Origin of the sequence: Cohnella soli (genome assembly GCF_042655525.1) — a bacterium.
Lineage (GTDB): Bacteria > Bacillota > Bacilli > Paenibacillales > Paenibacillaceae > Cohnella > Cohnella soli.
In genome coordinates, this window is record NZ_JBHSMI010000009.1 from 167,634 (window position 1) to 193,106 (window position 25,473).

Sequence of the window (25,473 nt, forward strand, 5' to 3'; positions counted from 1 at the left end):
GACTAGCAGTCTAAATTGCATGACGGAGTAAGCGTTTCGGGTAAAAATAAATCTTGCCTAACTCAAACATCCTGTTTTAAGTTCCTTGATTCACTACACTATCTCCGTTTCATCGCCAGTCCCTTACAATTAATCCTCGAAGTCTCTGTCCGTCCGGTACATTTTCGGGCTGATTCCCGTCGTTTTCTTGAAAATCCGACTGAAATGCTCCGGGTTCTCGTAACCGACTTTCTCCGCCACGTCATATATTTTGCTTCCCGCCTGCAAATACAATTTCGCCTGTTCGATGCGCAAGGAAGTCAAATAGGAGATAAAGCTCGTTCCCATCTCTTTGGCGAATTGTTTGCTCAAATAACTTTCGCTGACGCCAACCAGTTCGCTTAAGGAAGACAGATGGACTTCTTCGTGAAAATGCTTCTCCATGAGCGCCTTCGCTTTGGCAACCGGAAGACTGAGCCTTGTCTCTGCCGGTTTAGGCACGACAGTCAGCGCGTCGCGAATCGCGCGGAGCAGACGTTCGAGGAGACGCTTCGTTTGCTCGAGCGTGTCGAGTTCACTTGCGAGTTCGACCGGATGCAATGTCGCGGGAAATGCCCCCTTCCACGACATGCCTTTCTCGTACAGCAGTGAGCCGACGTCCCAGATCAGCCCTCCAATCGCCGCCTTAAACGGCGTCGGCTCCGCCCCGTAACGTGACTTAAGCATGGTGAACGAGTCCCGTAACGCCGATTGCCATCCTTCGCCCGATTCCTTCAGCTTCTTCGCAAGCGTCTCGCAACTTGCCGTCCACTTCGCAGCCCATTCTTCCGCCGTCTCTGCCCCGACAGTAGAGAATGATCGTTCCGCTTCTGGATAGATGAGCCTATCATAACCAAGGAAGTAGCTAAGCGCGGCAAGACGTTCCGCTTGCCCGAACAGCCGCCCCCATTGTTTGCTGCCGTCTGCAATATCGCTGACGCCGACCGACGAGCTTAAATTGAGGAACCTTTTCAAGCGGATCATGACATCGGTCAGCACGCCGTTCAAATGCTGGCGAATGTCGAGCGCGCTCGCTTTGCCCGGGAATGCGAAGAAGAGCGCGAAATGACGATCGTCGTAGCGACATGCTTGACATTTGCCCGCATTCGTTCCGGAATCGGTAACAGACCGGATTGTCTGCAAAATCGTCTTCTGGGTATATTCAAGAGGAGCGGCGGAAGCCAGTCTGACAAAAGCGACGGCTTGGTTCGTATCGCCGAGTTTCTCGCGAACGTAAGCCGCTTCTTCATCCGTGAAGGTGTCCCGCTCCGTCGAACGGTCCGCGGCGAAACGTTGAAGGATACCGCATAACGCCTCATCGTTTCCTCCCGTCTCGCCTTCGGACACTGCGCTCTCGGCCAGCTTCTCCAAATGGGCGATCAGCTTGCCCAGCACCGGCCCGATATACTCTTCATCCAAATTCGCCTTCAACATATAGTCGAAAGCGCCAAATACGAAAGCTTCCCGCACGTAGTCGTAGTCGCCGTACGCGCTAAGCATCACGACTTCGCCCCTGCTGGAGAACGGCGTTCCGCGCAAAGCGCCAAGCAGCTCAAGGCCGTTCATTCGCGGCATCTGAATATCCGCGAAGACGATGTCAACGCCGGGGCGTTCGTTCAGGAGGCGCAGCGCCTCTTCGCCGTCCCCGGCCTCGCCTACGATATCGATGGCCGACGTGGCGAGTCCGATATACTCTCGTAACGCGAGACGCACGAGCGGTTCGTCATCCACGATGATCGCTTGAAACTTCCTCAACGCGTCCCGCCTCCATTTCCTTTATCCTTTTACAGCGCCGTCCATCAACCCTTTGAAAATATACCGCTGAAACACGGAATAGACAATGATGTTTGGCAGCAAAACAAGCACGATGCCTGCGCATAACAACGTCCAATCCGAACCGCGCTCGCCTACGAACGTCATGAGAGAGGTCGACAAGGTGGCCAGATTTTTCGAAGGCAAGTACAAATACGGGGTGTAAATATCGTTCATGATCGTTACTGCTTTCAAGATCGCAAGCGTTGCGGTCGCCGGCAGCAGCAACGGGAAAATAATGCTGCGGAACGTGCGGACGTAAGATGCGCCGTCGAGCATAGCGCTCTCATCAAGTTCTGTCGATATTTTCTCCAGGAACTGCATGTAGATATAGATTTGCATTATATCCGTTCCGATGTATATCAGAAGCGGTCCCATCAGCTTATCGTAAAAACCAAGCGTATGGATAATTTGGAACCGTGCGATTTCCGTCGTGTACGAAGGAATAATCATCGCGGCCATGAACATCAGAAAAATCGGAGTTCTGAGCTTAAAACGAAAACGGTTCAGCACATACGCCGTCATCGTGCCCAGCACCGCATTAAATACGATCGTGACCGACGTCAGCGTAAATGTATTGCGCAAGCCTGTCAACAAGCGGGCTTCCTTATAGGCGTTAACGAAATTGTCCATATTGAACAAGTTGCCGGGAAGCGCCAGCGGCGAAGTGCCCGCAAGCTCGTCCGGAGTTTTAAGCGCGCCGAACAGCACGAGAAAAATCGGAACAAGCACGATGACGACGATAAATGCGTAGATCGCGTAATAAATGGCATTCGATCCGAACAAACGAATAGATCGGCTCAACGACGGCTCCCCCTCTCTTTGACTAACCAATTCTGCAAGACGGAGAAGACGATGATCATCAGAAGCAATATAACGGCCATCGCGGACGCCAGTCCGAAACTGTTAAATTTGAAAGCCGTAAACAGAGAGAAGAGACCGAACGTGCTGCTTGCGTTGCCCGGACCGCCGCCGGTCATGACGAACGGAATGTCGAACTGCAGCAGCGCTCCCGAAATATTCATGAACAGGATAATTTCCATGACGCGTCTTACGCCCGGGAACGTAATATGGAACTGTTTGCGCCAGAAGCCCGCTCCATCCACTTCGGCCGCTTCGTACAAGTCTTTCGGAATCGCCTGCAAGCCTGCCAGGAACAAAATGACGTGAACGCCGCTGAAACGCCATATGGATACGACCACGAGCGAATAATTGACAATATCGGGATTGCTTAGCCACTTCTGAATCCAGCTTTCCAGGCCGAGAGAAGTGAGCAAGACGTTTAAGGGGCCGTTAAACGGATAATAGACGTAACTGAACATATAAGCGACGGCTACCCCATTGATGATATACGGAAACAAAACGGAAAAACGGAAAAACGAGCTGCCTCTCATCGCCCGGTTCAGCAACACTGCCAGCAGCAATTCAAGCGGAATGGCTATTGCGTGAATGATGAAGTAGATCCCGTTGTTCCGTATCGCATGCCAGGCATCCGGCATATCGAAGAGCACTTGCTTGTAATTGTCGAAGCCGATATAGGTCATCGTCGGGCTGTAGCCATCCCAATTCGTGAAGCTGTAACGGAACAACTCAACCGTCGGGTACGCCAGAAACAATAACAGCAAGGACACGGGGACGAACAAAAATCCGAAGATGACCAAATTGCGTTGCGTTCGCAGATTCACTGCCATTCCTCCCCGGATATCGAAGCGGGTACTCCGACCGAAGACCGGAGTACCCGCCGCTCAATCCTCTATAATTATTTCACGGATTCGACCGCTTTCTTCCAGTTGGCGTTCAATTTCTTCTCTACATCTTCCACTTTGGCTCCCGCGAAAATATCCGCTGCCGTTTTCTTCTCGTCGTATTGCGCCGCCGCTTTCACTTTCGCGAAACGTTCGTCGCTGCTGTTGACGAAGAACGGAGTGAAAGGATGCTCGGAATCGGCTTTCACGAAGAACGGCAAGTTCGCCGTCACGTCTTTTACCGTAGAAGTGTTCAGCTTCACGTCGATATACGCTTGATATACGTCTTTGCTGAACATCCATTCGTAGAACGCTTTCGCTTCTTCGACGTTTTTGGAATCTTTGTTAATTCCGATATATTGATCGGCCATCGTCAAGGACGTAAGCGGCTCGTCTGCGGTCGCTCTCCAAGGCAGCGGGAAAGCTGCCAAGTCGTCGTCGTTGCCCGCTTTGCCGAGGTGGTCGGCGTAGTACCATTGACCAAGCGCGATCATGGCCGCCTTCTTGGCGCGGAACAAATCCGTCGCTTGGTCGTAACCGATCGCTAGGGCGTCCGGACCGGCCAGGTCGTCTTTCGCGATCGTTTTGACCATGTTCGCCACTTTATCGAAAGTCGATCCCGTACCGAACGGCTCAGGCGTAGTCGCCAAGTTTACAAGATAGTTCGAATCTTTGGACAGCACTTGTGGACCGAACTCGGAGATCGGATAGAACGTCCAATCGTCTTTGCCGCCAATCGCCAACGGAATGTATTTGCCGCCCGCTTTGATTTTCTCCATTGCGGCCATGAATTCGTCAAATGTCTTCGGCACTTCCACGCCGGCTTCCTGGAAAATGCTCGGATGATAATACACGTACTCGGAGAACGAAACGAGCGGAAGTCCAAGCACTTGATCGCCGAGCGTGCCCGGATATTTGTTGTTCGCCGTCGCTTGAAGATCGCCTACAGGAAGCAGGTTCTCTTTGTAGATCGGCAGATGGTTCGGTTTCATCATGAACAGATCAGGCAAATCGTTCGCGGCGAGACGAACTTTCAAATATTGTCCGCTGTTGTCGGGAACGGTTTCAACTTCGATCGTCACGTTCGGCTTCTGTGCCGTGTATTCCTTTACTTTCTCCGTCCAGAACTTGATGTCCGTGTCCGTCTCCCACATCGCGAACTTCAGCTTGACAGGCTTGCCGTTCGACGACGAAGCCGCAGGCGTCTCGCTCGCATTCCCGCTTGCCGGCGCACTGGCGCTTGGCGAAGATTGATCATTGTTATTACTTCCGCATGCGGTCAGCAACGACGTCGACATTAAGCCGACCGCCAAAGCCGAGCCAAACCACTTTTTGACTTTCATCCAAAAAGCCCCCCGAGTAAATATTTTTTGAGTTGGAAATGATGGCGCTTACACCAACTTGACTCTCATCATAAAGGGCGGACGCCTTGAAGAACATGACGTTTTATGAACGAATTTGATCTATTTTGATCGGAAAAATCATGAATTTGATAAAATCAATCCATTGTCCGTTCGAACGCTCCTACGTCAGTAAGCAGCAGGGGAAGCCGCAATTGAGCCTTCGTTCCCCGCGGCTCATTCTGCGAATAACTCAAGCCGTATCGGGTACCGTAGTGGAGCCTGATGCGCTGATGAACGTTCGCGATGCCCATGCCGCTGAACGAGCTGGTAACTTTGCCGGCAGGCAACTGCTCGATCAACCGATCCGGCATCCCTGCGCCATTGTCCGCGATCTCGACGATCAGGTCGTCACCCTCTGTCGTAGCCGAGATGTCTAGTCTAGCCGGATAATCGATATCCTTCAGTCCATGAATGATGCTGTTCTCCACGATCGGTTGCAGCAGCAACTTCAGCAGCATGTTGTCGGAAACGGCTTTCTCGACGCGCCATTCCGTTTGGATCGATCTGCCGAAGCGGATCTCCATGATATATAAGTAATTTTTCAGATGCTCCATCTCGTCGGCGACCGTCGTCATGTCCCCTCCGCGGTTCATCGTAGATTGAAGAAGCCCGGTCAGCGCATGAGTCATTTTGCGAATGTTGTCCGCTTTACTCATAAGTGCCATGAACTTGATTGCATTCAGCGTGTTGATCAGGAAGTGCGGATTGATCTGCGATTGCAGCGCGGCGAATTCCGCCTTGCTTTTCTCCTTCTCCTGTATTTCCCGCTGAACGATCAACTCTTGCACCCGTTCCGTCATATGATTAAACGATTGTCCCAGCTTGACGAGCTCCATACCGCCCGACACATTGATTCTGGCATCGAGATCTCCTCCTGTCACGCGGACCATCTGACGCAGCAGCGCCCGAATCGGCTTCGTGAAAGACGACACGAAATACATCGAGACGAGCACGACGGCCAAAACAACAACTCCGGTCACAAACCATACGAAAGAAGAGACATTCCGGTAATTCACGATCAAATCCTTAACCGGGATTTGCTGCACAATGCTCCAATCCGTGCCTTCGACCTTCGCGTAAGTAATCAACGTGTCGTCTCCGCTTGCGTCATCGACGAAAGAACCTGATCTCCCTGCGCTGACTTTCGATATCCAAGCCGCCGGAATGGCGCTACCGCGCTCGCTCAGCGTATTGGAAGCGACCTGGCGGCCGGCCTGTGTCACAATTGCAATGACCGATTTCTCGTTGTCGCGGTTTTGGAGAATGTTATCGAACAAACCGCTTTCAAACATAAAAAGCATCATAGACAAATTGTGCACCGGGTTAAAGCCGTCGCGAGGGGATATCGTCGCTCCCATCATGTAAGCATTGAAGTTGCCGTACAGCATATTCGGCATCATCCCTAGAAAATGGACTCGGTCCGGCGATTGAAGCGATTGCTTGTACCAATCGCTTTCCCGTACTTCCGATTCCGGGACCAGCATGTTTTTCAAATAGGAGTACGATCCGCCATCATTAAAGAAAAAGTTGATTCCAAGGACTTTGCCGCTAACGGATGCCGTATACTTCTCGATCATGATACGCAGTTCCCCGATTGCGTTCTGCTTCTCGATCCCCGTTGCAGCCTGAATGCGCGACGCAGTCGTCAGCACATCCTGATCGACGCCGATGGAGGCGAACAAGCCGACCATTCTGCTAATTTCCTGCTCTACCGAATAAGAGACCGCCTGAGCCGTCTGCAACGACCTCTCCGTGTTCTGGTTCAGCAAGTCCTGCTTGTACATCCGCAGCGTCACGAAACTGATCAGGAGCAATGGCAACACAGCGATAAGTACGAAAAAAAGTCTTAATGTTGTTGAAATTCTTCGATTGTGTCTCATCGGTTCTCCCTCTCGCAAAGGACGGGAAAGATCATCTCTGGAATGACCTTTCCCGTGAATATTCCTATTATCCCAAATCCGTCTGATCGGTCAAGATGCCCGTTCGGATCTATGTCTGAAGACCGGATAATAAGCTCGATCAAGCACTCGAAATAAAAGTTGGGACTAAATTCCTAATTGCATGTAAGCACTTTAGTTGGTAGCATAGGGAGAGGAAAATTTTAACGAAATAGCTCGAACATTCACATATTCTGCCGAGGTGTCGTATAAATGAGAGTCCATATTACCGACTTGCTGGCGGGAGATAGACTGTCCGAAGACATCTTTAACTCTTTCGGGCTTCATGTTCTTTCCAAGGGAACCGTTCTTAACGACAAAGAAATTTCAAGAATGTACCAGCATCAAATGGATTATATTGAAATCGAAAAACGCGAAAGCATTATGGCAGCCTCGGTCGATGATGAAGACGAGATCGGCGACGATTCTGCTTTCTCGTCGTACAATCCGCTTCTCCGACCGCTCTATTTCGATGCGGTCGCCGGCGCTGAGCAATTGTTCACGCGTGCGCTGGAGGAAGGGCGCATATATGAGGAAGACGTTAAGGAAAGCTTCCAGCCGCTTGTAGAAAATTTCCGCACCGAGCGGGACGTTGTTTCATTATTGCTTATGTTGAACAGCCAAGATGACTATACCTACCAACATTCTGTTCAAGTAGGCATGCTCAGCTACTATATCGCGCGATGGCTGGGGTGGCCCGAGGAAGAGACGGTCAGGGCAGGCAAAGCCGGTTTCCTTCACGATGTCGGCAAATGTAAAATCGCGGAAGCCATTCTTAATAAACCTTCCGGACTGACAAATGAAGAATATGGAGAAATGAAAAATCACCCGCGATACGGCTACGAAATTTTGAAAAACTCTTTAGACGATCCCGCCATCGCTTTAGCAGCGCTGCAGCATCATGAGCGCATGGATGGTAAAGGTTATCCGCAAGGATTAACTGGCGATCAAATTCATCCGATGGCCAAAGTCGTCGCCGTAGCGGACGTCTATAGTGCTATGATTTCGACTAGAGTGTATCGGGAGAAGCGGGATTTGCATTTTGTGTTACGCGAGTTGTACGAATTAAGTTTCGGCGAGCTTGATCCGGATATTACGCATACGTTCATTCGCCACATGCTTCCAAACTTCATCGGAAAAAGAGTCGAACTGTCTTCGGGAGAAAGCGGTACGATCATCATGTCGCATCCGCACGATTTTTTCCGTCCGCTGATCAAAGTCGGCGATCAGTTCATCGACTTGTCTGCTTTCCGCGACAAAGAAATCAAACAAGTATTCATGTAATCGAGCAATATATTGGACAAACGAGAACAGCGCCTCCTCAGAGTGGCGCTGTCCTCGTTTATTGGCATCTTTCAGTTTATTCTTTGAGAGGGTAATGCTTGGCGTAAAGGAATGTCGTTTTCCAATACGCTTTGTTAATTGGGGTAATCTGTACGCCATCCTGCGGTTTTGGGCTCGCATGAATCATGTTACCGTCACCCATATAGATACCTACATGGCCGACGGTCTCATCGCTCTTGAACCTGCCGGGCACATAAAAGAAAAGCAAATCCCCCGGATGCAAATTGTCTCTCGAGACGTACGTCCCACTCTCTGCCTGCTGTCTTGCGACCCTAGGTAAAGTGACTCCAAAGCGCTCAAAAACATACTGGGTGAACGAGGAGCAGTCGAACGTACCGCTTTCGCTGTAAGTGGCGGTGCCGAACTCGTACACTTTCCCGAGGTATTTCCTGGCGAACGCGATGACCGGGTCATCGGATCCGCTGTTGGCGTCGGCGCTGACCGTCTCCTTGCTTGCATTGCTCGTGTCCGCCGCTTCATAACTATTCGATTCTGCTATTGCGGGTTTGGCTGGGTGGGCGGACTTGATTGGCCTCGCATCGGCAAAATTCAGGCTTGACCCCGTCACTCCCGTCTCGCTTGCGGTCGGTTTCGGAAAAAAGGCGACATCGCTTTCCTCGACCGCAAATACCGTTACGTCGCCGAACAACTTCTGCAGCGCGCTAACCGGCACGAATAGCCTGCCGTCTGATTTGATCGCGGATGCCGGCATCGTCCAGTTGCGGCCCGCGATAGAGACGGTGCTTTGCCCCGTTCTGAACACCCACGCCGCATCGTAATCGCCAACTCCGTAAGCTCCGCCCCTAATCCAGGCGCCGTGAAACCCTGTCGCCTTGGCGATGTCGTCCAGGGAAACATAGCCTGTATTCTGCAGCGTTCGGATCGGCACGATATGCCGACCTTCAGTCAGATCGGATGGCGACGCGCCACCGTTTGATTGCATGCGCACAGGCGCAGGTTGGCGATTCGGCTCAGCAGTATGTCCAGTATTATGCGCGCAACCAGTCATAGTCGTTGCCACTGCGGTTAAACCGACCGTAAACGCGAGAGTGTGGATCAATTTCATCGGATCATCCGCCTTTGTGTTAGATGTTTGTCTACGTCTTTGGCGTTCTATGCTGCAGTAGTTCCGAGACGGTAACCATCTTGTATCCTCTTTTGCGCAGCTCCGGCAAAATCTTCCGAAGCGCCTGCACAGTCTGAACCGAACCGTCTACATGATCGTGCATAAGGACGATATCTCCGTTTCTCGCATTTTTCAGCACTTTGTTCACAATGCGGTCCGTTCCTGGGGCAAGCCAATCTTTCGTATCCTGGTGCCAAGACCACAAAATGACGGTGTAGCCCTGGCCCCTTACCGTATTGATGACTTTATCATCGTAAAACCCTCCCGGCGGACGGAACCATTGACAATGTTTCCCGGTGAGGTCGTCGATTTTCGCCTGTGTCAATTGGAGCTCCTCAACGAGTTTCTTCGGACTGAACCCTTTTGTGAAGTAAGCATGGCTGTACGTATGATTTGCCACTTCATGCCCTTCTAACGCTTCGCGCCGTACAATATCCGGAAAACGCTCCATCCGTTTGCCGACAACAAAAAACGTCGCCTTCGCCTCATTCTGGGCGAGCAGATCGAGGATTTGCGGTGTCGTTCGCGGGTTAGGCCCGTCATCAAACGTGAGCGCGATCAATTTTTCTTTCATCGGCACTTCCCACACGATATCGCGATGAGCCTCGTAATATTGCCGCGATTTCTTCGCCGGCTGATAGGAGAACCCGCTCGCCACTCCTATGCACGCGACGCTCAAACACGCAATCGTCTTCCACTTTATCGCCAAAGCCACCCCTCCAACGCCTTTCAGTCGTCTTCAGAGTAGGTTGCGAAATATAGTACGGAATTATGCCGACTGGGAAAACAAAAATAAGCGTCCGACCGCTGGAGCTTGTAAGCTCCAAACGATCGGACGCGTATTTCGACTTGTTAGCCGATGCTGCCTTCCATTTCCATTTTGATTAAGCGATTCATTTCGACCGCGTACTCCATCGGCAATTCTTTCGTGAACGGCTCGATGAAACCCATGACGATCATTTGCGTCGCATCGGCTTCCGATAATCCGCGGCTCATGAGGTAGAACAATTGATCCTCGGATACCTTGGATACGGTCGCTTCGTGCTCAAGCGTAATGTTGTCGTTCATGATCTCGTTGTACGGAATCGTATCGCTCGTCGATTCGTTGTCGAGAATGAGCGTATCGCATTTGATGTTCGCTTTCGCGCCTTCGGCATTGCGTCCGAAAGAAGCGAGACCGCGATACGTAACTTTGCCGCCGTGTTTGGAGATCGACTTGGAAACGATCGTCGAGCTCGTGTCCGGCGCCAGATGAAGCATTTTAGCGCCTGCGTCCTGGTGCTGGCCTTTGCCCGCAACGGCAATGGACAGAACCATACCTTTCGCGCCGCGGCCTTTGAGCACGACCGCAGGGTATTTCATCGTCAGCTTGGAGCCGATGTTGCCGTCGACCCATTCCATCGTCGCATTTTCTTCGGCGACGGCGCGTTTCGTGACGAGGTTATAAATGTTCGGAGCCCAGTTCTGGATCGTCGTGTAGCGGACGCGCGCGTCTTTCTTGACGATGATCTCAACGACAGCACTATGCAGCGAGTTAGTGCTGTATACCGGGGCCGTACAACCCTCGACATAGTGCACGGAGCTGCCTTCGTCGGCGATGATCAGCGTTCGTTCGAATTGCCCCATGTTCTCGGAGTTAATCCGGAAGTACGCTTGAAGCGGAACCGTACATTGCACGCCTTTCGGCACGTAAATGAAGCTGCCGCCGGACCATACTGCGCTGTTCAGCGCCGCGAACTTGTTGTCCGCAGGCGGAATGACCGTCCCGAAATATTCTTTGAAAATTTCCGGATGCTCGCGGATCGCAGTGTCAGTGTCCATGAAAATAACGCCCTGCTTCTCGAGATCCTCCTGCATGCTGTGGTAGACGACTTCGGACTCATATTGAGCCGATACACCGGCAAGGAATTTCTGCTCGGCTTCAGGGATACCCAGTTTGTCGAACGTCGCTTTAATTTCCTCGGGCACTTCTTCCCAAGTCTTGCCTTGCTTTTCCGAAGGTTTAACGTAGTATTGGATATCTTCGAAATCAAGATCATCCATGTTGCCGCCCCACTTCGGCATTTCCATCTTACGGAATTGCTCCAGCGATTTCAGACGGAATTTCAGCATCCATTCCGGTTCGCCTTTCATCTCGGAAATCGTACGGACGATTTCTTCGGTCAACCCTTTACCGGATTGGAAAATGGCTTTATGCTCGTCGCGAAAGCCGTATTTGTATTCGTCCAAATCGGGCATTTGCTTCGCCATGTTCATCAACCTCCTCGTTTATTGTTCGATGCCTTCGTGTTTGCCGTGCCCGTGTTCCACGCCTTTGCGCAGTGCGTTCCAAGCGAGCGTCGCGCACTTGATTCTGGCCGGAAATTTATTGACGCCCGATAACGCCTCAAGATCTTCGTAATCGTCGAACTCGACGGCTTCGCCTTTCATGAGCGCGGAAAATTTGTCTGCAATCGCCAGCGCTTCTTCACTCGTCTTGCCCATAACCGCTTCCGTCATCATCGAAGCAGACGACATGCTGATCGAGCAGCCTTCGCCCGTGAACTTCACGTTGCGGACAATGCCGTCCTCGATCTGAAGCTGGAGCGAAATGCGATCTCCGCAAGTCGGGTTGTTCAAATTGACGGTGACCGAGTCTTGCTCGAGCTCTCCGCGATTTCGTGGCGTTTTGTAATGATCCATAATGACGCGACGGTACAAATCATCTAGTTGGCTCATAACCGAAAAACTCCTTTGTCTTTACCAGCGATTCGGCCAGCCGGTCGACATCGTGCTCGGTATTGTACAGATAGAAGCTTGCCCTTGCCGTTGCACTAACTTTCAGCCATTTCATGAGCGGCTGCGCGCAATGATGCCCCGCCCTCACGGCGACACCGTTCGTGTCCAGCACCGTCGCCACGTCGTGAGGGTGTACGTCGCCGAGATTAAACGTCACAAGCCCGACGCGTTCCTCGCGAGGACCGTAAATCGTCAGCCCCTCAATAGCGGACAATCTCTCCATTGCATACCGGGTAAGCTTGATTTCGTGGTTGTGAATATGATCGAGACCGACTTGCTCGAGGAAGTCGATTGCGGCACCGAGGCCGACCGCTCCCGCAATTATAGGCGTCCCACCTTCGAACTTCCACGGAATTTCTTTCCACGTCGAGTCGTACAAGTCGACGAAATCGATCATCTCGCCGCCAAATTCGATCGGTTCCATATTTTCGAGCAGCTTCGCTTTCCCATAAAGCGCCCCGATTCCGGTCGGACCGCACATCTTATGGCCGGAGAACGCATAGAAGTCGATATCGAGCGCCTGCACGTCCACTTTCATATGAGGCGCGCTTTGCGCACCGTCTACAACGATGATCGCGCCGTTGCGATGCGCGATTTCAGCGATGCTCGCGATCGGATTGATCGTGCCGAGCACATTCGAAGCATACGCGATCGCGACGATTTTCGTGTGACTGGTAACCGTAGCTTCGACGTCGGCAATCGCGATCGTACCGTTCGATTGAAGCGGAATATATTTCAGCGTCGCACCTGTCGCCTTGGCGGCTTGTTGCCAAGGAATCAAGTTAGCATGGTGCTCCATCTGCGTAATGACGATTTCGTCGCCTTCGCGCAACGTCTGGCGCGCATACCCCGATGCGACGAGATTTAGAGCTGTCGTCGTACCGCGGGTAAAAATAATTTGGCGAGACGCCGGAGCGTTCAGAAACTTCGCGACTTTCTCGCGAGCTCCTTCATACGCGTCCGTCGCGCGCGTTCCGAGCGTATGAACGCCGCGATGAACGTTCGCATTATCATGCTCGTAATAACGCTTGACGGCTTCGATGACCGACCGCGGCTTCTGCGTCGTCGCCGCGTTATCCAGGTATACGAGCGGATGCCCGTTAATATCCTGATGGAGTATCGGAAATTCCGCTTTTAATGCGATCGGATCCATGGTCAGCCCAGCTTTCTTTCTAAAATGCGATGCAGTTGCTCGCGCAGCCCTTCCAACGGAATTTCGGAGACGACCGGATCAAGGAAGCCGTGAATGATCAGTCTCTCCGCTTCTTTGCGTGTAATGCCCCGCGACATCAAGTAATACACTTGATCGGCATTTACTTGGCCGACGCTAGCTGCGTGACCCGCTTTAACGTCGTCCTCGTCGATCAGCAAGATCGGGTTCGCATCGCCGCGCGCTTTCGGACTCAGCATGAGAACTTTCTCCGTCTGCTGTCCGTTCGCTTTCGTCGCGCCTTTCTCGATCTTCGTAACCCCGTTGATAATCGCCGTCGCTTCTTCTTTCATTACAGCGCGGGTAATCATGTCGCTCTCTGTAGAGCGACCGAAGTGAACTGCCTGCGTCGTCAAGCTCATGCGCTGGCTGCCCGTACCGATCGAAATGATTTTGGAATCGGACGTAGAGCCATTGCCTTTCAGAACTGACTTCGTATCCGTTATGGCATTGCCGTTATGCAAATCTCCGACGATCCATTCGACGCGGGAGTCGCTTTCGAGCACCGCGCGGCGATAGGCTATATCGATGGCGCTGGCATCCATTTGATGGACGGCTGCGTATTGAACGACCGCTCCGGATTTCGCGAACACTTCGACCGCGCTGTTGTGCAGCAATGTGGTAGTTGCGTCCGCAAGTCCGGAAGCTAACTGTTCCACGAAAGACACCCGGCTGTTCGTATCCGCAACGACGAGCACGTGCGGCATAAACGTCGCTTCCGCGTCATCCGCGAACAGAAGCGCCTGAATCGGCTCTTCGATGACGACGTTTTTCGGTACGTATAGGAACACGCCGCCATTCCAGAGCGCTCCGTGAACCGCAGACAGCTTGTGCTCATCTTTGGTATAGGCGGTCATGAAATGGTTGCGGAACAGGTCTTCGTGGTTGCGAGCCGCATCTTCCAAGCTCGTCAGTACGACGCCTTGCGCCTTCAACTCGTCAGAAAGCTTAACGAATACGACGGATGAATTGTGCTGGACAATTAGGGAACCGCTGTTCTCTGGCAACAGTGCGGCTATCGGAGCAGGCAGATCAGCTGCTGAAGAAACAGATTGTCCCGGGCGATTCGATCCGTACTGATCGAGCGTCCATTTGGCAAGTGAAAGCTTCTCTGGTTTCGGCAATTCGAGCTGTGCGGCAAGCGCTCCGGCTTCCTCACGCTGCGCTACGAGCCAAGCAGGCTCATTCTTGCTGCGAGCAACAGCTCCGGCGGCCTCACGGCCGAAAGAGGTGGTTGGTGTACTCATCGATGCTGGCCCCCTCTTAAGCTTGGCCGACGGTCTCGTCGACGATGCCCAGTTCTTCTTTAACCCAATCGTAACCTTCGGCTTCCAGACGGTGAGCGAGCTCCGGTCCGCCGGATTTCACGATGCGTCCTTGCATCATGACATGAACGAAGTCTGGCGTAATATAGTTCAGCAAACGCTGGTAGTGAGTGATGATCAAGAAGCCGCGTTCTTCGGAACGCATCGCGTTCACGCCTTCGGCGACGATGCGAAGAGCATCGATGTCGAGACCGGAGTCGATCTCATCGAGGATGACGAGCTTCGGATCGAGCAGCATCATTTGCAAAATTTCGTTGCGTTTTTTCTCGCCGCCGGAGAAGCCTTCATTCAAGTAACGGTGCATGAACTCTGGGTTCATTTCCAGTTCTTTCATTTTGCCTTCCATCTGGCGAACGAACTTAATAAGAGAAATCTCGTTGCCTTCGCCGCGACGAGCATTGATTGCGCTGCGCAGGAAGTCGGCGTTCGTGACGCCCGTAATTTCGCTTGGATATTGCATAGCGAGGAACAGACCTGCGCGTGCGCGTTCGTCAACGCCCATCTCCAGCACATCTTCCCCGTTTAACGTCACGGAGCCGTCCGTCACTTCGTATTTCGGATGTCCCATAAGTGCGGACGCCAGCGTACTTTTACCTGTGCCGTTCGGTCCCATGATCGCGTGGACCTCGCCGCCTTTGATTTTCAAATCGATTCCTTTCAATATCTCTTTGCCTTCGATAGACGATTTCAAGCCTTGAATTTCAAATTGAGTAGACATTCGCAAACCTCCAAGTTTCTAAGCGGATCAATCGGTTTAATTAATCCTTAATTATAATCATTTTAATTTGATTCTCACTGATTCTCAATAACAATTTTATGAAAGAAACGTCGAAAAAGCAAACCGGGCCTTCTCCCTCTTAGGGAAGTAAGGTCCGGAACAAATGCAATCAGCCGGCGATTGCTTGCTTTACTGCAGCGGCCATTTTTTTGAAATCGCTATCATTGATAACAGGCTTCATAAAGTCAGACCGTCCCCCTGCGTCTTCGATCGTCAGCCAGGATTTGCAACCACCGTAACTTTCGAGCATCGGAATTTCCTTCGGCTCTTCAAGCGTGTATACCCGGAGGACGAGCACGTGCAGCGGCTTCGTTTTTTTCCACTTTAGACGTTCTTCCGCGTAATCTTCGGTCCAAATATGCAAAGCGTCCAGTCGGCGCAGCGTCTCCGCATCCGTTACTTCAATATCGTCCGCCACTTCGGCATAGGATGTAATGCGAGCACGACCGGCAAATGCGGATGCCTCGGCTTCCGTCAATCCAACCATGTCTCCCGCTTCCGGCTTCACCAGGTGCGGCCGTTGATGCTCGAACGACGGAAATAAATAAAATGCCGGGCTTTCCAGACGAAATTCCTTCGTCTCCTCGGCAATACCGCCTTTGCGCAATACGATAATCTGACGTCCCGCCTCAAGCGCCTTGACGGCGACCGCCCACTCTCGCAATGCGATAACGCATTCCATTCGATTTCTCCTCCGATCTTGACATATGGCACGCACAATTATAGCACAGAAGCCAAAGTTTCATATAAAAAAACGCTGGAAGGCAGGCTTTTGCACCGTTCTCCAGCGGCAGTCGCTTATGGCTTTGCATCCCGATCAAGCTTCTCGATCTCCTGAAGAGACAATGCGGTCACTTCGGCAATACGATCATTATAACACAGATTTCCTTTTTCGAGTCCGTTCGTCCGCTCTCTAATCCACTCGCTTATTCGTCTTCCGGCAATGATACTTATTCGCCCGTCAGCGTTACGACCGGAATGTATATTTCGATACTGGCATTACTCCAGTCCGTTATTTGCTCCGTATAATATTCGAAGTCGGCTTGGACTTTCGGGTCCAGCTTATAACCCGAAGATGGAAACCATTCGTCATAAATGTATCGGAACATACCTGACAAAGACGATATAGGGCCTCGATAGGAAAATACCGCATAGGTTGCTTCCGGTACTTCCTTCGCGTACATACCTCCCGGCACGTCCTCGATTCGCTCAACTTCCGCTGCCGCAATATAATGGAATTCCGGGAACTGCCCAGGCTTCATCTGCGTCTCTCTCGAATAATCTTCGAATCCGAGCAGCGCGCCCGACGGCACTCGGCTGCGGATCTCCTCCAGCCTTCTGTGTAAAGCGTCCCACGCCTCGCGAATATCGGAAATGCCGTTAGCGGTATAGCGATCTTCGCCGACCAAATAAAAGCTTTTCTTTCGAACGAACTGCGGGTTCACAGACATAAGTTCACGCTCCTGATCGATTCACTTGAAGTTATATTTTCGTCTTTGTTACCATTATTTCCTTCTTGCCCTGAAAAAATTGGAAAAAGGTCGCGGCACGCCCATCCGATCTCGGATGGGCGTGCCGCGACCTTCTCAACTTTCCGATCTAGACAATGAACATCGCTACGACCGTCGTGACCGCAAGTCCAAACAGCACTGGCTTTAAGTTGCGACGAGCGAGCTCAAACGGGCTTACCCCGCATATTGCAGCCGCGGGAATAAGCGCCCACGGGATAAGCGTTCCGCCTCCGACCCAGATCGCCGCCACCTGACCGAGCGCGGTTAACGTCGCCGCCCCGCCTCCAATAGCGGTAGAAAACATGTGCGCGATGGAGCCGACAAGCGAAATGCCGGAGAAACCCGAACCGTCAAGCCCCGTAATCGCCCCCGTTACCGAAAGCGTAGCAGATGCAACCGCTCCGTTCATCGGTACAGCATTCGCGAGGGCGACGCCGAGATCGTTGACGATGCCATGCGAACCGTCCGGCAATCCGTTGCCGAACAAATCTTTGAACGCCGAATCGCCCAAATAAAAAAAAGCGGCGATTGGAATAACCGGACCGAACACGCGGAAGCCAAATTGAAAGCCTTCTATTAAATGGGCGGTCGTCTCCTCAAGCCCTTTGTTACGATGGGCAATCAGCGTTACGCAAGCCAGGATGAACACCGCAGTGCCGCCAATAAGCGCTGTTGCATCTCCCCCTTGCAAATCGAACCGGAACATCGCAACAACGTCAATGGCGAACAAGACGGGAATGGCGATTGCAAGCGCTCTCTTCATGCTTTCCGGAAGTTTCACGGTAGCCGTCGATTCTCCTACTGCAGTGCCCGCTCCACCTTCGACGAGACCATTGTTCCATTTGCCGTTTTTCATATCCCGTCTCATCATCCAGAAAGCGACGATCGTCGTTACGAGTCCCATTACGATAACGAGAGGCACGCTTCCTTCCATCACCTTCGATACTTGCAGCCCCGCAGCGTCAGCAGTCAGCTTGGGTGCCCCTTGAATAATGTAGTCTCCCGACAACGCGATACCGTGTCCGAACAAATTCATGGCGATCGCCGCGCCAAGCGCCGGCAAACCAACCCGAAGCGCGACGGGAAGCAGCACGGCCCCGATTAGGGCAACAGCCGGCGACGGCCAGAAAAACAGCGACGTTACCATCATGATAATGCCGATGCCCCAGAAGGCGAGTGTCGGCGTTCGCAGAAAACCGGTAATCGGTTTCACCATCGTCTCATTAATACCCGTAATAATGAGCACGCGGCTCATAGCGACAATGATGGAAATGATAAAGATCGTGCCGATAAGCTCTTTCGTCGCATAGATGAAACTGTTGAATATGCCTGACACGGACCCGCTTAAGCTTTCCGTCGCGATAATCCCCAGGGTGAAAATACCTGCGACGCATATTAAAGTCGTATCTCTCTTTCTTACCAGCAGCCCTAATATAAATACGATAAAAGCCAAATACACCCAGTGCAGCGAAGTTAACTGAATGTCCAACTTGCCTCACTCCCGTCATACGTGTATGTGATACATCGTATGCTTGCGGGTGGATAGGCGTTCTTCCCGGCTTGCCTTTCACATGTTCGCGTTGGACATTTGATTGCGATTCTTTGCTTGGATTTGATTAACGCCGTTGTCTAGTGCCGTTCTCGGATCTTTGCCATTATCCCAAATGTCGGCCATAGCTGCTTTCATCGGATCCCATACGTTGCCCATTTCAGGAATGTTCGGCATCGGACTGGATTTATTAAATTGATCCAGCATAATGACAGCAAACGGATCGGATGAAACTTGAGGATCTTTAACCGCCTCCTTATTAGAAGGTAGGAAGCCCATCTCCTTGTAATACATCAATTGCTTATCTTTTGACGATGCAAAATGAGCAAACAACTTCGCTGCATTTGGATATTTCGTGAAGGAACTGACTGCGAAACCTTTAACACCTGAGAACCATACGCCAGATTTGCCGTCAATCGAAGGCAAAGGAGCGATGCCGAAGTTGATACCGGATGCTTTCAAATCGGAAATCACCCATGGGCCATTAATGTCCAAAGCGAGCTTACCACTATTAAACAAGCCTTTCTTTGCATCGAACGTTACGTCTGCTACCTTCATCGGCAAAATCTCACGCAGCTTCTTGTACATTTCCGCACCTTTGACAGCTCCATCATTGTTAAGCCCGATATCACCTGAGTCGGATCCGTTTTGACCGAATACATATCCTCCAGGCGTAGCCAGGAAGCTGTACTCATAATAAAAGTTCGAGAGTTCCCACATAATCGCATATTGACCCTTTTTATTGAAAGATTTCGCGAAAGCGAAAATCTCGTCATAGGATTTGGGAGGTTCTGAAATCAGATCTTTGTTGTAGAACATCGCATACGTTTCAACCGCAATCGGGTAGCCATACAAAACATCCTTAAGCGTAAACGACTTCGTAGACGCTTCGGAATTTGCTTCAGTCGTATCATTATGGAAGTAATCGTTTTCAAGTAAAATTCCGGCAGCGACCGCTTTACCCAGATTATCGTGAGGGAAGATGACGACATCGGCACCGGCGGGGCCATCGTTGATCAGTTTGTTGATTTGTTCCGATTCTTCGACCTCTTCAACCTTAACTGAAATGTTATATTGCGCTGTAAATTCCTGTGCAACTTTCTCCAGGCTCTCGAGAGGTTTTCCTTTCGATTCCCATACGACGAGGGATGCGCCAGCTTCAGGTTTCAGTTCATGGTCTATCGTTGGAGACCCAGATGGATTTGCAGTTTCCGACAACGCAGGCAACGTTGCGGTCGGCGAAAAATAAGTCTCATCATTCTCCTTTTCGCTGCACGCCGACATGACCAGCGTCAATGCTACTACAGGGGGAACGATAAATGCTTTATATTTGTTTGTAATACTGACGACCCCCTTCTTGATTTGAATCTATTGGCACGTTGCATAATCGGCTATCTTTCGTTTTCCATTTTTTATTTATTATATCATCGTTGGTACATCTTTCCGCAAGATTCATTCGCTCGGTCACATTTGGCCATAGTTACTTTAAACCGCTAATAAAGTGCATTATACTAACATCTAGACGTGTTATCATTAAATACAACTGAACCAATCGGAAAACCAGTGGAGGCGAACGAATTGAGCAACTATCATCCATTAACCGAGTCCGAAGCGATCCAAATCGCCCGTTCCATTGCCGGTATATTCGAAACGCAAGGTGAACTCATCTCCCGCGAGATCGGAGACGGAAATCTGAATCTCGTCTTTCATGTCAGCCAGCCTTCGAGCGGCCGCAGCCTGATCGTGAAACAAGCGCTGCCGTATGCAAAAGTCGTCGGAGAATCATGGCCGCTTTCGCTCGATCGCGCTCGCATCGAAAGCGAAGCTCTATTACTCGAATCGCGCCTTGCTCCTGGGCTTGTCCCTCTCGTGTACCACACCGACCACGATCTGGCGCTGACCGTCATGGAAGACTTGAGCAGCCACAAAATCATGCGGCAAGGATTAATCGACGGCGGTACGTACCCGCTATTCGCAGGTCACATCTCCGAATTCCTCGCTAGAACGTTATTTTTCACTTCGGACCTCGGCATGAACCAGCAAGAGAAGAAAACGCTCCTCGGCTCGTTCATTAATCCTGACCTGTGCAAGATTACCGAAGATCTGATCTTCGATCATCCTTATACAGATGCTGACACGAATAATTTCGACGAACATTTGCGCGACGATGCGAAGCAGCTGTGGACGGATGAGACGTTGCATCTGGAAATCGCGCTGCTGCGCGAGAAGTTCCTGACGCATGCGCAAGCGCTCCTTCACGGGGATTTGCATACGGGTAGCATTTTCATTACGCCGGAATCGACAAAGGTGATCGATCCTGAGTTCGCTTATTTCGGACCGATCGGCTTCGACATCGGTGCCGTATTCGCTAATTTGCTATTGCACTTCGCCTCGCAAGAGCATTGGACTACGGAGACATCTGCCCGCTCCGACCGCAGACAATATTTGCTTGGTACGATAAGCGAAATCTGGACATCGTTCGAAAGCAAGTTCCGTGCCCTCTGGGACGAGCACGGTATCGATCGTGTCGCGAAACTGAAATCTTACCAGGATGATTACTTGAAGAGGCTGCTACAAGATACGATCGGTTTCACCGGGGCCAAAATGGTACGCAGAATCGTCGGTCTAGCCCACGTCGCGGACATCGACCGCATTCCGGACGCAGACGTACGCGCGAAAGCGCAGCGGATCGCGCTGGAGATCGGTAAATCATTGATCAAAATCAACCGCCAAGCCATTTCCATCGAACAATTGATCGACATCGCCGAGGCTTCCGTACAAGGCTAAGACTCGCCATATCGAAAGGAGCAACTTCATGAGCAATGAACTGAATTCGAAAGACTCCCCGCGCGAAGCGTTGCAATCGCTGCGCTGGGAGAACGATTCTTTATCCCTGCTGGATCAACGTCTATTGCCCGAGCAAACTGTATATTTGCGCTTGACGACCCCCCAGGATGTCTGGGAAGCAATTCGCGAACTAAAAGTGCGCGGAGCGCCTGCCATCGGCATCGCCGCCGCTTACGGTGTCGTCCTCGGCGTAGCCGGCTTCGAAGGAACCGCGGCCGATTGGCTCTCCGAAGCGGAGAAACACGCCGCTTACTTGGCGACTTCGAGGCCGACAGCCGTTAATCTGTTCTGGGCGTTGGACCGGATGAAGGCACGTGCGCGCGATCTCGCTAGCGAAGGAACGCCGACTGTAGCGATGACCGCGGCTCTTCTCGACGAGGCGCTGCGCATCCAGGCTGAAGACGAGGAGACCAATCGCCGGATCGGCGAACACGCGCTGACCTTGTTCGAAGACGGCATGGGCGTATTGACGCATTGCAATGCGGGCGGGCTCGCCACAGCGAAGTACGGTACGGCGCTTTCACCTTTCTACCTCGCGCTTGAGCAAGGCATGAAATTAAAAGTATTTGCCGACGAGACTCGCCCGGTGCTGCAAGGAGCTCGCTTGACCGCATTCGAGCTGCAGCAGGCGGGAGTGGACGTAACGCTAATCTGCGACAACATGGCCGGACATGTTATGTCTAAAGGCTGGATTCAAGCCGTCATTGTCGGTACGGACCGCGTCGCCGCGAACGGTGACGTCGCTAACAAAATCGGTACGTACAGCGTTGCCGTATTAGCCAAGGCACACGGAATCCCATTCTACGTCGCTTGTCCGCTTTCCACGATTGATCTGTCGACGCCGACCGGCGCCGACATTCCGATCGAAGAACGCCATGCGGACGAAGTCGCCGCCGGATTCGGTAAACGTACCGCCCCGCATGGCGTAGCCATCTACAACCCTGCATTCGACATTACGCCAAACGAGTACGTTACCGCGATTATTACCGAAAAAGGCATCGTACGCGCACCATACGCGGAGAACCTCAAAAAACTGTTCATTAACTGATGAATCCCGGGAAAACCAGAACTCCCGGATGTGCCGATCAAGTATGCGTTGCCATAATCCGTAACGCATCTTGACCGGTCATTCCCGCATGGATGCCAAGCGACTCCGCGGCGTCCGTAACGGACTCTAGCGGCGCCTCGAGCAGTTGTTCGAACGTGCGTACCCCGACGGCGCGACCAGCTATGATACCGCGGCTTTTCAAACGCGTGTTCAGTAAATGAATGTCCAACGCGCCGCACATTATATAACCATCGTCCACTGAAATCGAAAGCAACGTCGTTTTCGGTAACAGCACTTCAACGCCGATCGCCGTCCATCCATCGAACTGGAACGGTACGACTTTAACCATGCTTCCACCTCCCCGGCTCCCCCGATTGCTGGGCGCATGAAATACATTCGCTATAGATTATGCTCCTGCACGATCATTTTTCAGGGCGATAGGACCATTAGCTCTATATTGGGCTCGGATCTCGTGATATAGTGGGATTAAAGGCATGGTTTTATCGAACTAAGTAAGGAGGCCTCAGAATGAACAATTCCCCCAATACAGCCGACGGCTCCTTTTCGTTTCAAATCGATATCCGGATTTCGGCAGCCTCCGAGGCTGCTGCTCTCGTCCAATTGATTGCCGCCCTGAATGGCTCCGGACTGGATTATAAGATCGGCGGACCAAACGGGAAGTCTGATGCCGCAAGAACGGGCAAATCATCCGCTCCGGCGAAAGCCCCCGAGCAAGCCAAATCGCCTGCTTCCAAGCCGGTAGAGCCGTCTCAGTCGCCTCAGCCTCAGCCTCAGCCGACGCCGCTTGAGCTTCGGATTTTGCATGTAATCGAGACCAAGCAATTGATCCGGCTTCGCATTAACAAAGGCCGTGGCGTCAAGATGGACATCCCATGCCGCATCCTTAATTTCGATGCGAGTACGAATCTGATGACCGTCTATCATGTGGACGAGAAGCAAGTGTATACGGTTGGCCTGACTGAAATCGACGACTTCGAGCAGTAACGCTCCTCAACGTGAGCAAGCAACGATTACGAGCAACGGATTACACAAGAAACCCTCGGGCAGAGCGCGATATTCGCGTCTAACCCGAGGGTTTCTTGATAAGCCGGCATTAAGCGGTAAATCCGTTTCCTGTCGACGGCCGCACGGAGATCGCCGGCCGGTTCAGCTTATCCCGCAACAGTTTGCCGATTTCCTCGCTGCATAGCGGCGGACTGCCATAATAGCCTTGCATTTCGTCACAGCGATGAGACCGCAAGAAATGCACCTGATGCTCCGTCTCTACCCCTTCGGCGATCACCTGAAGCGACAGATTATGCGCCATTGCAATTATCGCCGCAACGATGGCCGCGTCGTTCGGGTCTTGTTGAATGTCTCTGACGAAGCTGCGATCAATTTTCAACCTTGCGATCGGCAAGTTTTTCAAATAGTGGAACGAGCTGTATCCGGTGCCGAAGTCATCGATGCTAATGTTTACCCCAAGCTCTGTCAATTCCTTCAAACATTGCGATGCGCGCTCAACGTCCATCGTCATGCTCTCCGTAATCTCCAGCTCCAGGTAGCGTGGTTCAAGCCCTGATGAACGCAAAATGTCGGCCACTTTCTCATTCAAATTGCGCTGAGAGAACTGCCGGATCGACAAATTGACGGATACGGGAATACGAGGTATTCCTTCGTCCTGCCAAGCTTTGTTCTGCCTGCAAGCTTCCTTGATGACCCATTCGCCTAGCGGCACGATGATTCCGCTCTCCTCGGCTGCCGGAATGAAGTCGCACGGCGGAACAAGTCCCCTTTTCGGGTGCTTCCAGCGAATGAGCGCCTCCATGCCTACAATCTGGCCGGAAGAAAGATCGTATTGCGGTTGGTAATACAATTGGAACTCGTCGTTCAGCAGCGCCTTGCGCAGGTCGTGCTGCAACGTGAGCTTATGCAGCGCGACCGGGTCCATCTCTCCAGAGTGAAGCAAATAATCGTCCTTGCCATTCTCTTTCACCCGATGCAGCGCCGTATCCGCCCGATTGAGCAGCGTCTCCGCATCCTCGTCGCCGCCATCGAAGACGGCTACGCCAATGCTTGCCGTCACATGAATCGGTACGCCATTCAATTCGAACGGCTCTTCAAGAACGGCCATTAGACGGTCCAGTCTCGCATTCACGCCTCCGTCTTCCGCCGAGAAGCTGAAACTGGCAGCGAACTCGTCGCCTTCCATTCTCGCCAGTTCCCCGGGATCGCTCTGAACGCGGCTAAGTCGCTCCGCGATCTGCATCAGCAGCATGTCGCCGAAGTCCCGGCCGAATGAGGCGTTAACTAACTTAAAGCGATCAATGTCCAAGTAGCAGACGGCAAGGCTCCGTCCGTTCTTGCGCGCATCCTCGACTTTTGCTTGCAGGCTGTTCATGAACTTTCTACGGTTAGGCAACCCGGTCATGTCGTCGTAATAAGCCATATAACGTATTTTTTCATGCGACCGCTTTCTTTCGCTAACGTCCTGAAAAAATACGAGAATGCCAACAGCTTTGCCGCGCCTCATCAGAGGAGATGTATAAATATTCAAATCGATCGTATGACCTTGCTTATGAATAACTTTGACCTCGTGCGTGTCTTTTTCCCCGTTCAGCGTGCGAAGGAAAACTTGACGCGTCGACTCGAGCGAACTCTCGTGAAGCAGCGACGCAAATGTCTTTCCGCTCATCTCTTCCTTGTCATAGCCGACGACATCGGAAGGGTCCCGATTTATGTTCAGGAAACGTCCTTGCCGGTCGATGACCGCGAATGCGATCGGACTATACTTGTGCAGGGAGTCGAGCAATTCCGTCTCGTAAGAAAATGCGGGACTGGAAAATTGCTTCCGGTATTTCTGCTTGGCGAAGTGCCAACCCAATGAAGCGGCCCCTGCGGCAAACCCTGCGCCGGAAGTGAGCGCAGCCAGCCAGATGTCATTGTCGGACCATCCGTTCAATAAGTGGACTCCTTCCTCCGCAAATGGAAAACTGAGAATCCAAGTCCTTTCCATTATAAAGCAATCTGATCGGTTGTATA

General features: G+C 51.9%; 22 protein-coding genes. 4 read left to right on the forward strand and 18 right to left on the reverse strand.

The window, feature by feature from the left end; translation table 11 throughout:
- Positions 1–129: 129 nt before the first annotated feature.
- The 5 genes from ACFPOF_RS05405 to ACFPOF_RS05425 all read right to left on the reverse strand — a co-directional run bounded on the left by ACFPOF_RS05405 (position 130) and on the right by ACFPOF_RS05425 (position 6,858).
- A complete protein-coding gene (locus ACFPOF_RS05405; protein WP_378130350.1) occupies positions 130–1,773 on the reverse strand; it encodes a response regulator transcription factor in 1,644 nt (547 codons plus the stop codon).
- Positions 1,774–1,794: 21 nt separating this feature from the next.
- Entirely contained in the window at positions 1,795–2,634 is an 840-nt protein-coding gene (locus ACFPOF_RS05410) for a carbohydrate ABC transporter permease (RefSeq protein ID WP_378130352.1), read from the reverse strand.
- On the reverse strand, positions 2,631–3,515 hold the full coding sequence (locus ACFPOF_RS05415) for a carbohydrate ABC transporter permease (protein ID WP_378130354.1): 885 nt from the start codon (positions 3,513–3,515) through the stop codon (positions 2,631–2,633). Before ACFPOF_RS05415 ends, ACFPOF_RS05410 begins: the two co-directional genes overlap by 4 nt.
- A 74-nt stretch (positions 3,516–3,589) precedes the next feature.
- On the reverse strand, positions 3,590–4,918 hold the full coding sequence (locus ACFPOF_RS05420; RefSeq protein ID WP_378130356.1) for an ABC transporter substrate-binding protein: 1,329 nt from the start codon (positions 4,916–4,918) through the stop codon (positions 3,590–3,592).
- Between the two features lie 155 nt (positions 4,919–5,073).
- Positions 5,074–6,858, reverse strand: a complete 1,785-nt coding sequence (locus tag ACFPOF_RS05425; protein ID WP_378130358.1) for a sensor histidine kinase — start codon at positions 6,856–6,858, stop codon at positions 5,074–5,076.
- A 270-nt stretch (positions 6,859–7,128) separates the two neighbouring features.
- Between ACFPOF_RS05425 and ACFPOF_RS05430 the strand changes: the two genes are divergently transcribed.
- A complete protein-coding gene (locus ACFPOF_RS05430) occupies positions 7,129–8,199 on the forward strand; it encodes an HD-GYP domain-containing protein (RefSeq protein WP_378130360.1) in 1,071 nt (356 codons plus the stop codon).
- 76 nt (positions 8,200–8,275) lie between these two features.
- Here ACFPOF_RS05430 and ACFPOF_RS05435 read toward each other — a convergent pair whose 3' ends face one another.
- The 11 genes from ACFPOF_RS05435 to ACFPOF_RS05485 form a co-directional block, all read right to left on the reverse strand.
- The gene (locus ACFPOF_RS05435) at positions 8,276–9,325 is read right to left on the reverse strand and encodes a C40 family peptidase (RefSeq protein ID WP_378130362.1); all 1,050 of its coding nucleotides are present in this window, start codon (positions 9,323–9,325) and stop codon (positions 8,276–8,278) included.
- Positions 9,326–9,356: 31 nt separating this feature from the next.
- The gene (locus ACFPOF_RS05440) at positions 9,357–10,088 is read right to left on the reverse strand and encodes a polysaccharide deacetylase family protein (RefSeq protein ID WP_378130458.1); all 732 of its coding nucleotides are present in this window, start codon (positions 10,086–10,088) and stop codon (positions 9,357–9,359) included.
- 149 nt (positions 10,089–10,237) lie between these two features.
- A complete protein-coding gene (sufB, locus tag ACFPOF_RS05445; RefSeq protein ID WP_378130364.1) occupies positions 10,238–11,635 on the reverse strand; it encodes a Fe-S cluster assembly protein SufB in 1,398 nt (465 codons plus the stop codon).
- Between the two features lie 18 nt (positions 11,636–11,653).
- Complete coding sequence (gene sufU / locus ACFPOF_RS05450; RefSeq protein WP_378130366.1) at positions 11,654–12,103, reverse strand: Fe-S cluster assembly sulfur transfer protein SufU; 450 nt, start codon at positions 12,101–12,103, stop codon at positions 11,654–11,656.
- A complete protein-coding gene (locus ACFPOF_RS05455; protein WP_378130368.1) occupies positions 12,087–13,316 on the reverse strand; it encodes a cysteine desulfurase in 1,230 nt (409 codons plus the stop codon). The genes sufU and ACFPOF_RS05455 overlap by 17 nt, the downstream gene beginning before the upstream one ends.
- Before the next feature lie 2 nt (positions 13,317–13,318).
- Entirely contained in the window at positions 13,319–14,620 is a 1,302-nt protein-coding gene (gene sufD, locus ACFPOF_RS05460) for a Fe-S cluster assembly protein SufD (protein ID WP_378130370.1), read from the reverse strand.
- A 16-nt stretch (positions 14,621–14,636) separates the two neighbouring features.
- On the reverse strand, positions 14,637–15,416 hold the full coding sequence (gene sufC / locus ACFPOF_RS05465; protein ID WP_378130372.1) for a Fe-S cluster assembly ATPase SufC: 780 nt from the start codon (positions 15,414–15,416) through the stop codon (positions 14,637–14,639).
- A 169-nt stretch (positions 15,417–15,585) separates the two neighbouring features.
- Positions 15,586–16,158, reverse strand: coding sequence for a DUF1802 family protein (locus ACFPOF_RS05470; RefSeq protein ID WP_378130374.1), 573 nt, complete (start codon positions 16,156–16,158; stop codon positions 15,586–15,588).
- A 268-nt stretch (positions 16,159–16,426) separates the two neighbouring features.
- On the reverse strand, positions 16,427–16,927 hold the full coding sequence (locus ACFPOF_RS05475) for a GyrI-like domain-containing protein (protein ID WP_378130375.1): 501 nt from the start codon (positions 16,925–16,927) through the stop codon (positions 16,427–16,429).
- Between the two features lie 148 nt (positions 16,928–17,075).
- Positions 17,076–18,476: a hypothetical protein gene (locus ACFPOF_RS05480; RefSeq protein WP_378130377.1), complete on the reverse strand. Its 1,401-nt coding sequence runs from the start codon at positions 18,474–18,476 to the stop codon at positions 17,076–17,078.
- Positions 18,477–18,554: 78 nt separating this feature from the next.
- Positions 18,555–19,820: a sugar ABC transporter substrate-binding protein gene (locus tag ACFPOF_RS05485; protein ID WP_378130379.1), complete on the reverse strand. Its 1,266-nt coding sequence runs from the start codon at positions 19,818–19,820 to the stop codon at positions 18,555–18,557.
- 294 nt (positions 19,821–20,114) lie between these two features.
- On the opposite strand from ACFPOF_RS05485, the gene mtnK reads away from it, so the two are divergent.
- Both mtnK and mtnA read left to right on the forward strand, forming a co-directional pair.
- Entirely contained in the window at positions 20,115–21,323 is a 1,209-nt protein-coding gene (gene mtnK, locus ACFPOF_RS05490; protein ID WP_378130381.1) for an S-methyl-5-thioribose kinase, read from the forward strand.
- Positions 21,324–21,351: 28 nt separating this feature from the next.
- Entirely contained in the window at positions 21,352–22,431 is a 1,080-nt protein-coding gene (gene mtnA, locus ACFPOF_RS05495; RefSeq protein ID WP_378130383.1) for an S-methyl-5-thioribose-1-phosphate isomerase, read from the forward strand.
- A gap of 37 nt (positions 22,432–22,468) precedes the next feature.
- On the opposite strand, the gene ACFPOF_RS05500 is transcribed toward mtnA, so the two are convergent.
- Entirely contained in the window at positions 22,469–22,780 is a 312-nt protein-coding gene (locus tag ACFPOF_RS05500; protein ID WP_378130385.1) for a YunC family protein, read from the reverse strand.
- Between the two features lie 179 nt (positions 22,781–22,959).
- On the opposite strand from ACFPOF_RS05500, the gene ACFPOF_RS05505 reads away from it, so the two are divergent.
- Entirely contained in the window at positions 22,960–23,436 is a 477-nt protein-coding gene (locus ACFPOF_RS05505) for a hypothetical protein (protein ID WP_378130387.1), read from the forward strand.
- A 109-nt stretch (positions 23,437–23,545) separates the two neighbouring features.
- Here the strand turns inward: ACFPOF_RS05505 and ACFPOF_RS05510 are convergent, their stop codons facing one another.
- Positions 23,546–25,393: a putative bifunctional diguanylate cyclase/phosphodiesterase gene (locus ACFPOF_RS05510; RefSeq protein ID WP_378130389.1), complete on the reverse strand. Its 1,848-nt coding sequence runs from the start codon at positions 25,391–25,393 to the stop codon at positions 23,546–23,548.
- Positions 25,394–25,473: the final 80 nt, after the last annotated feature.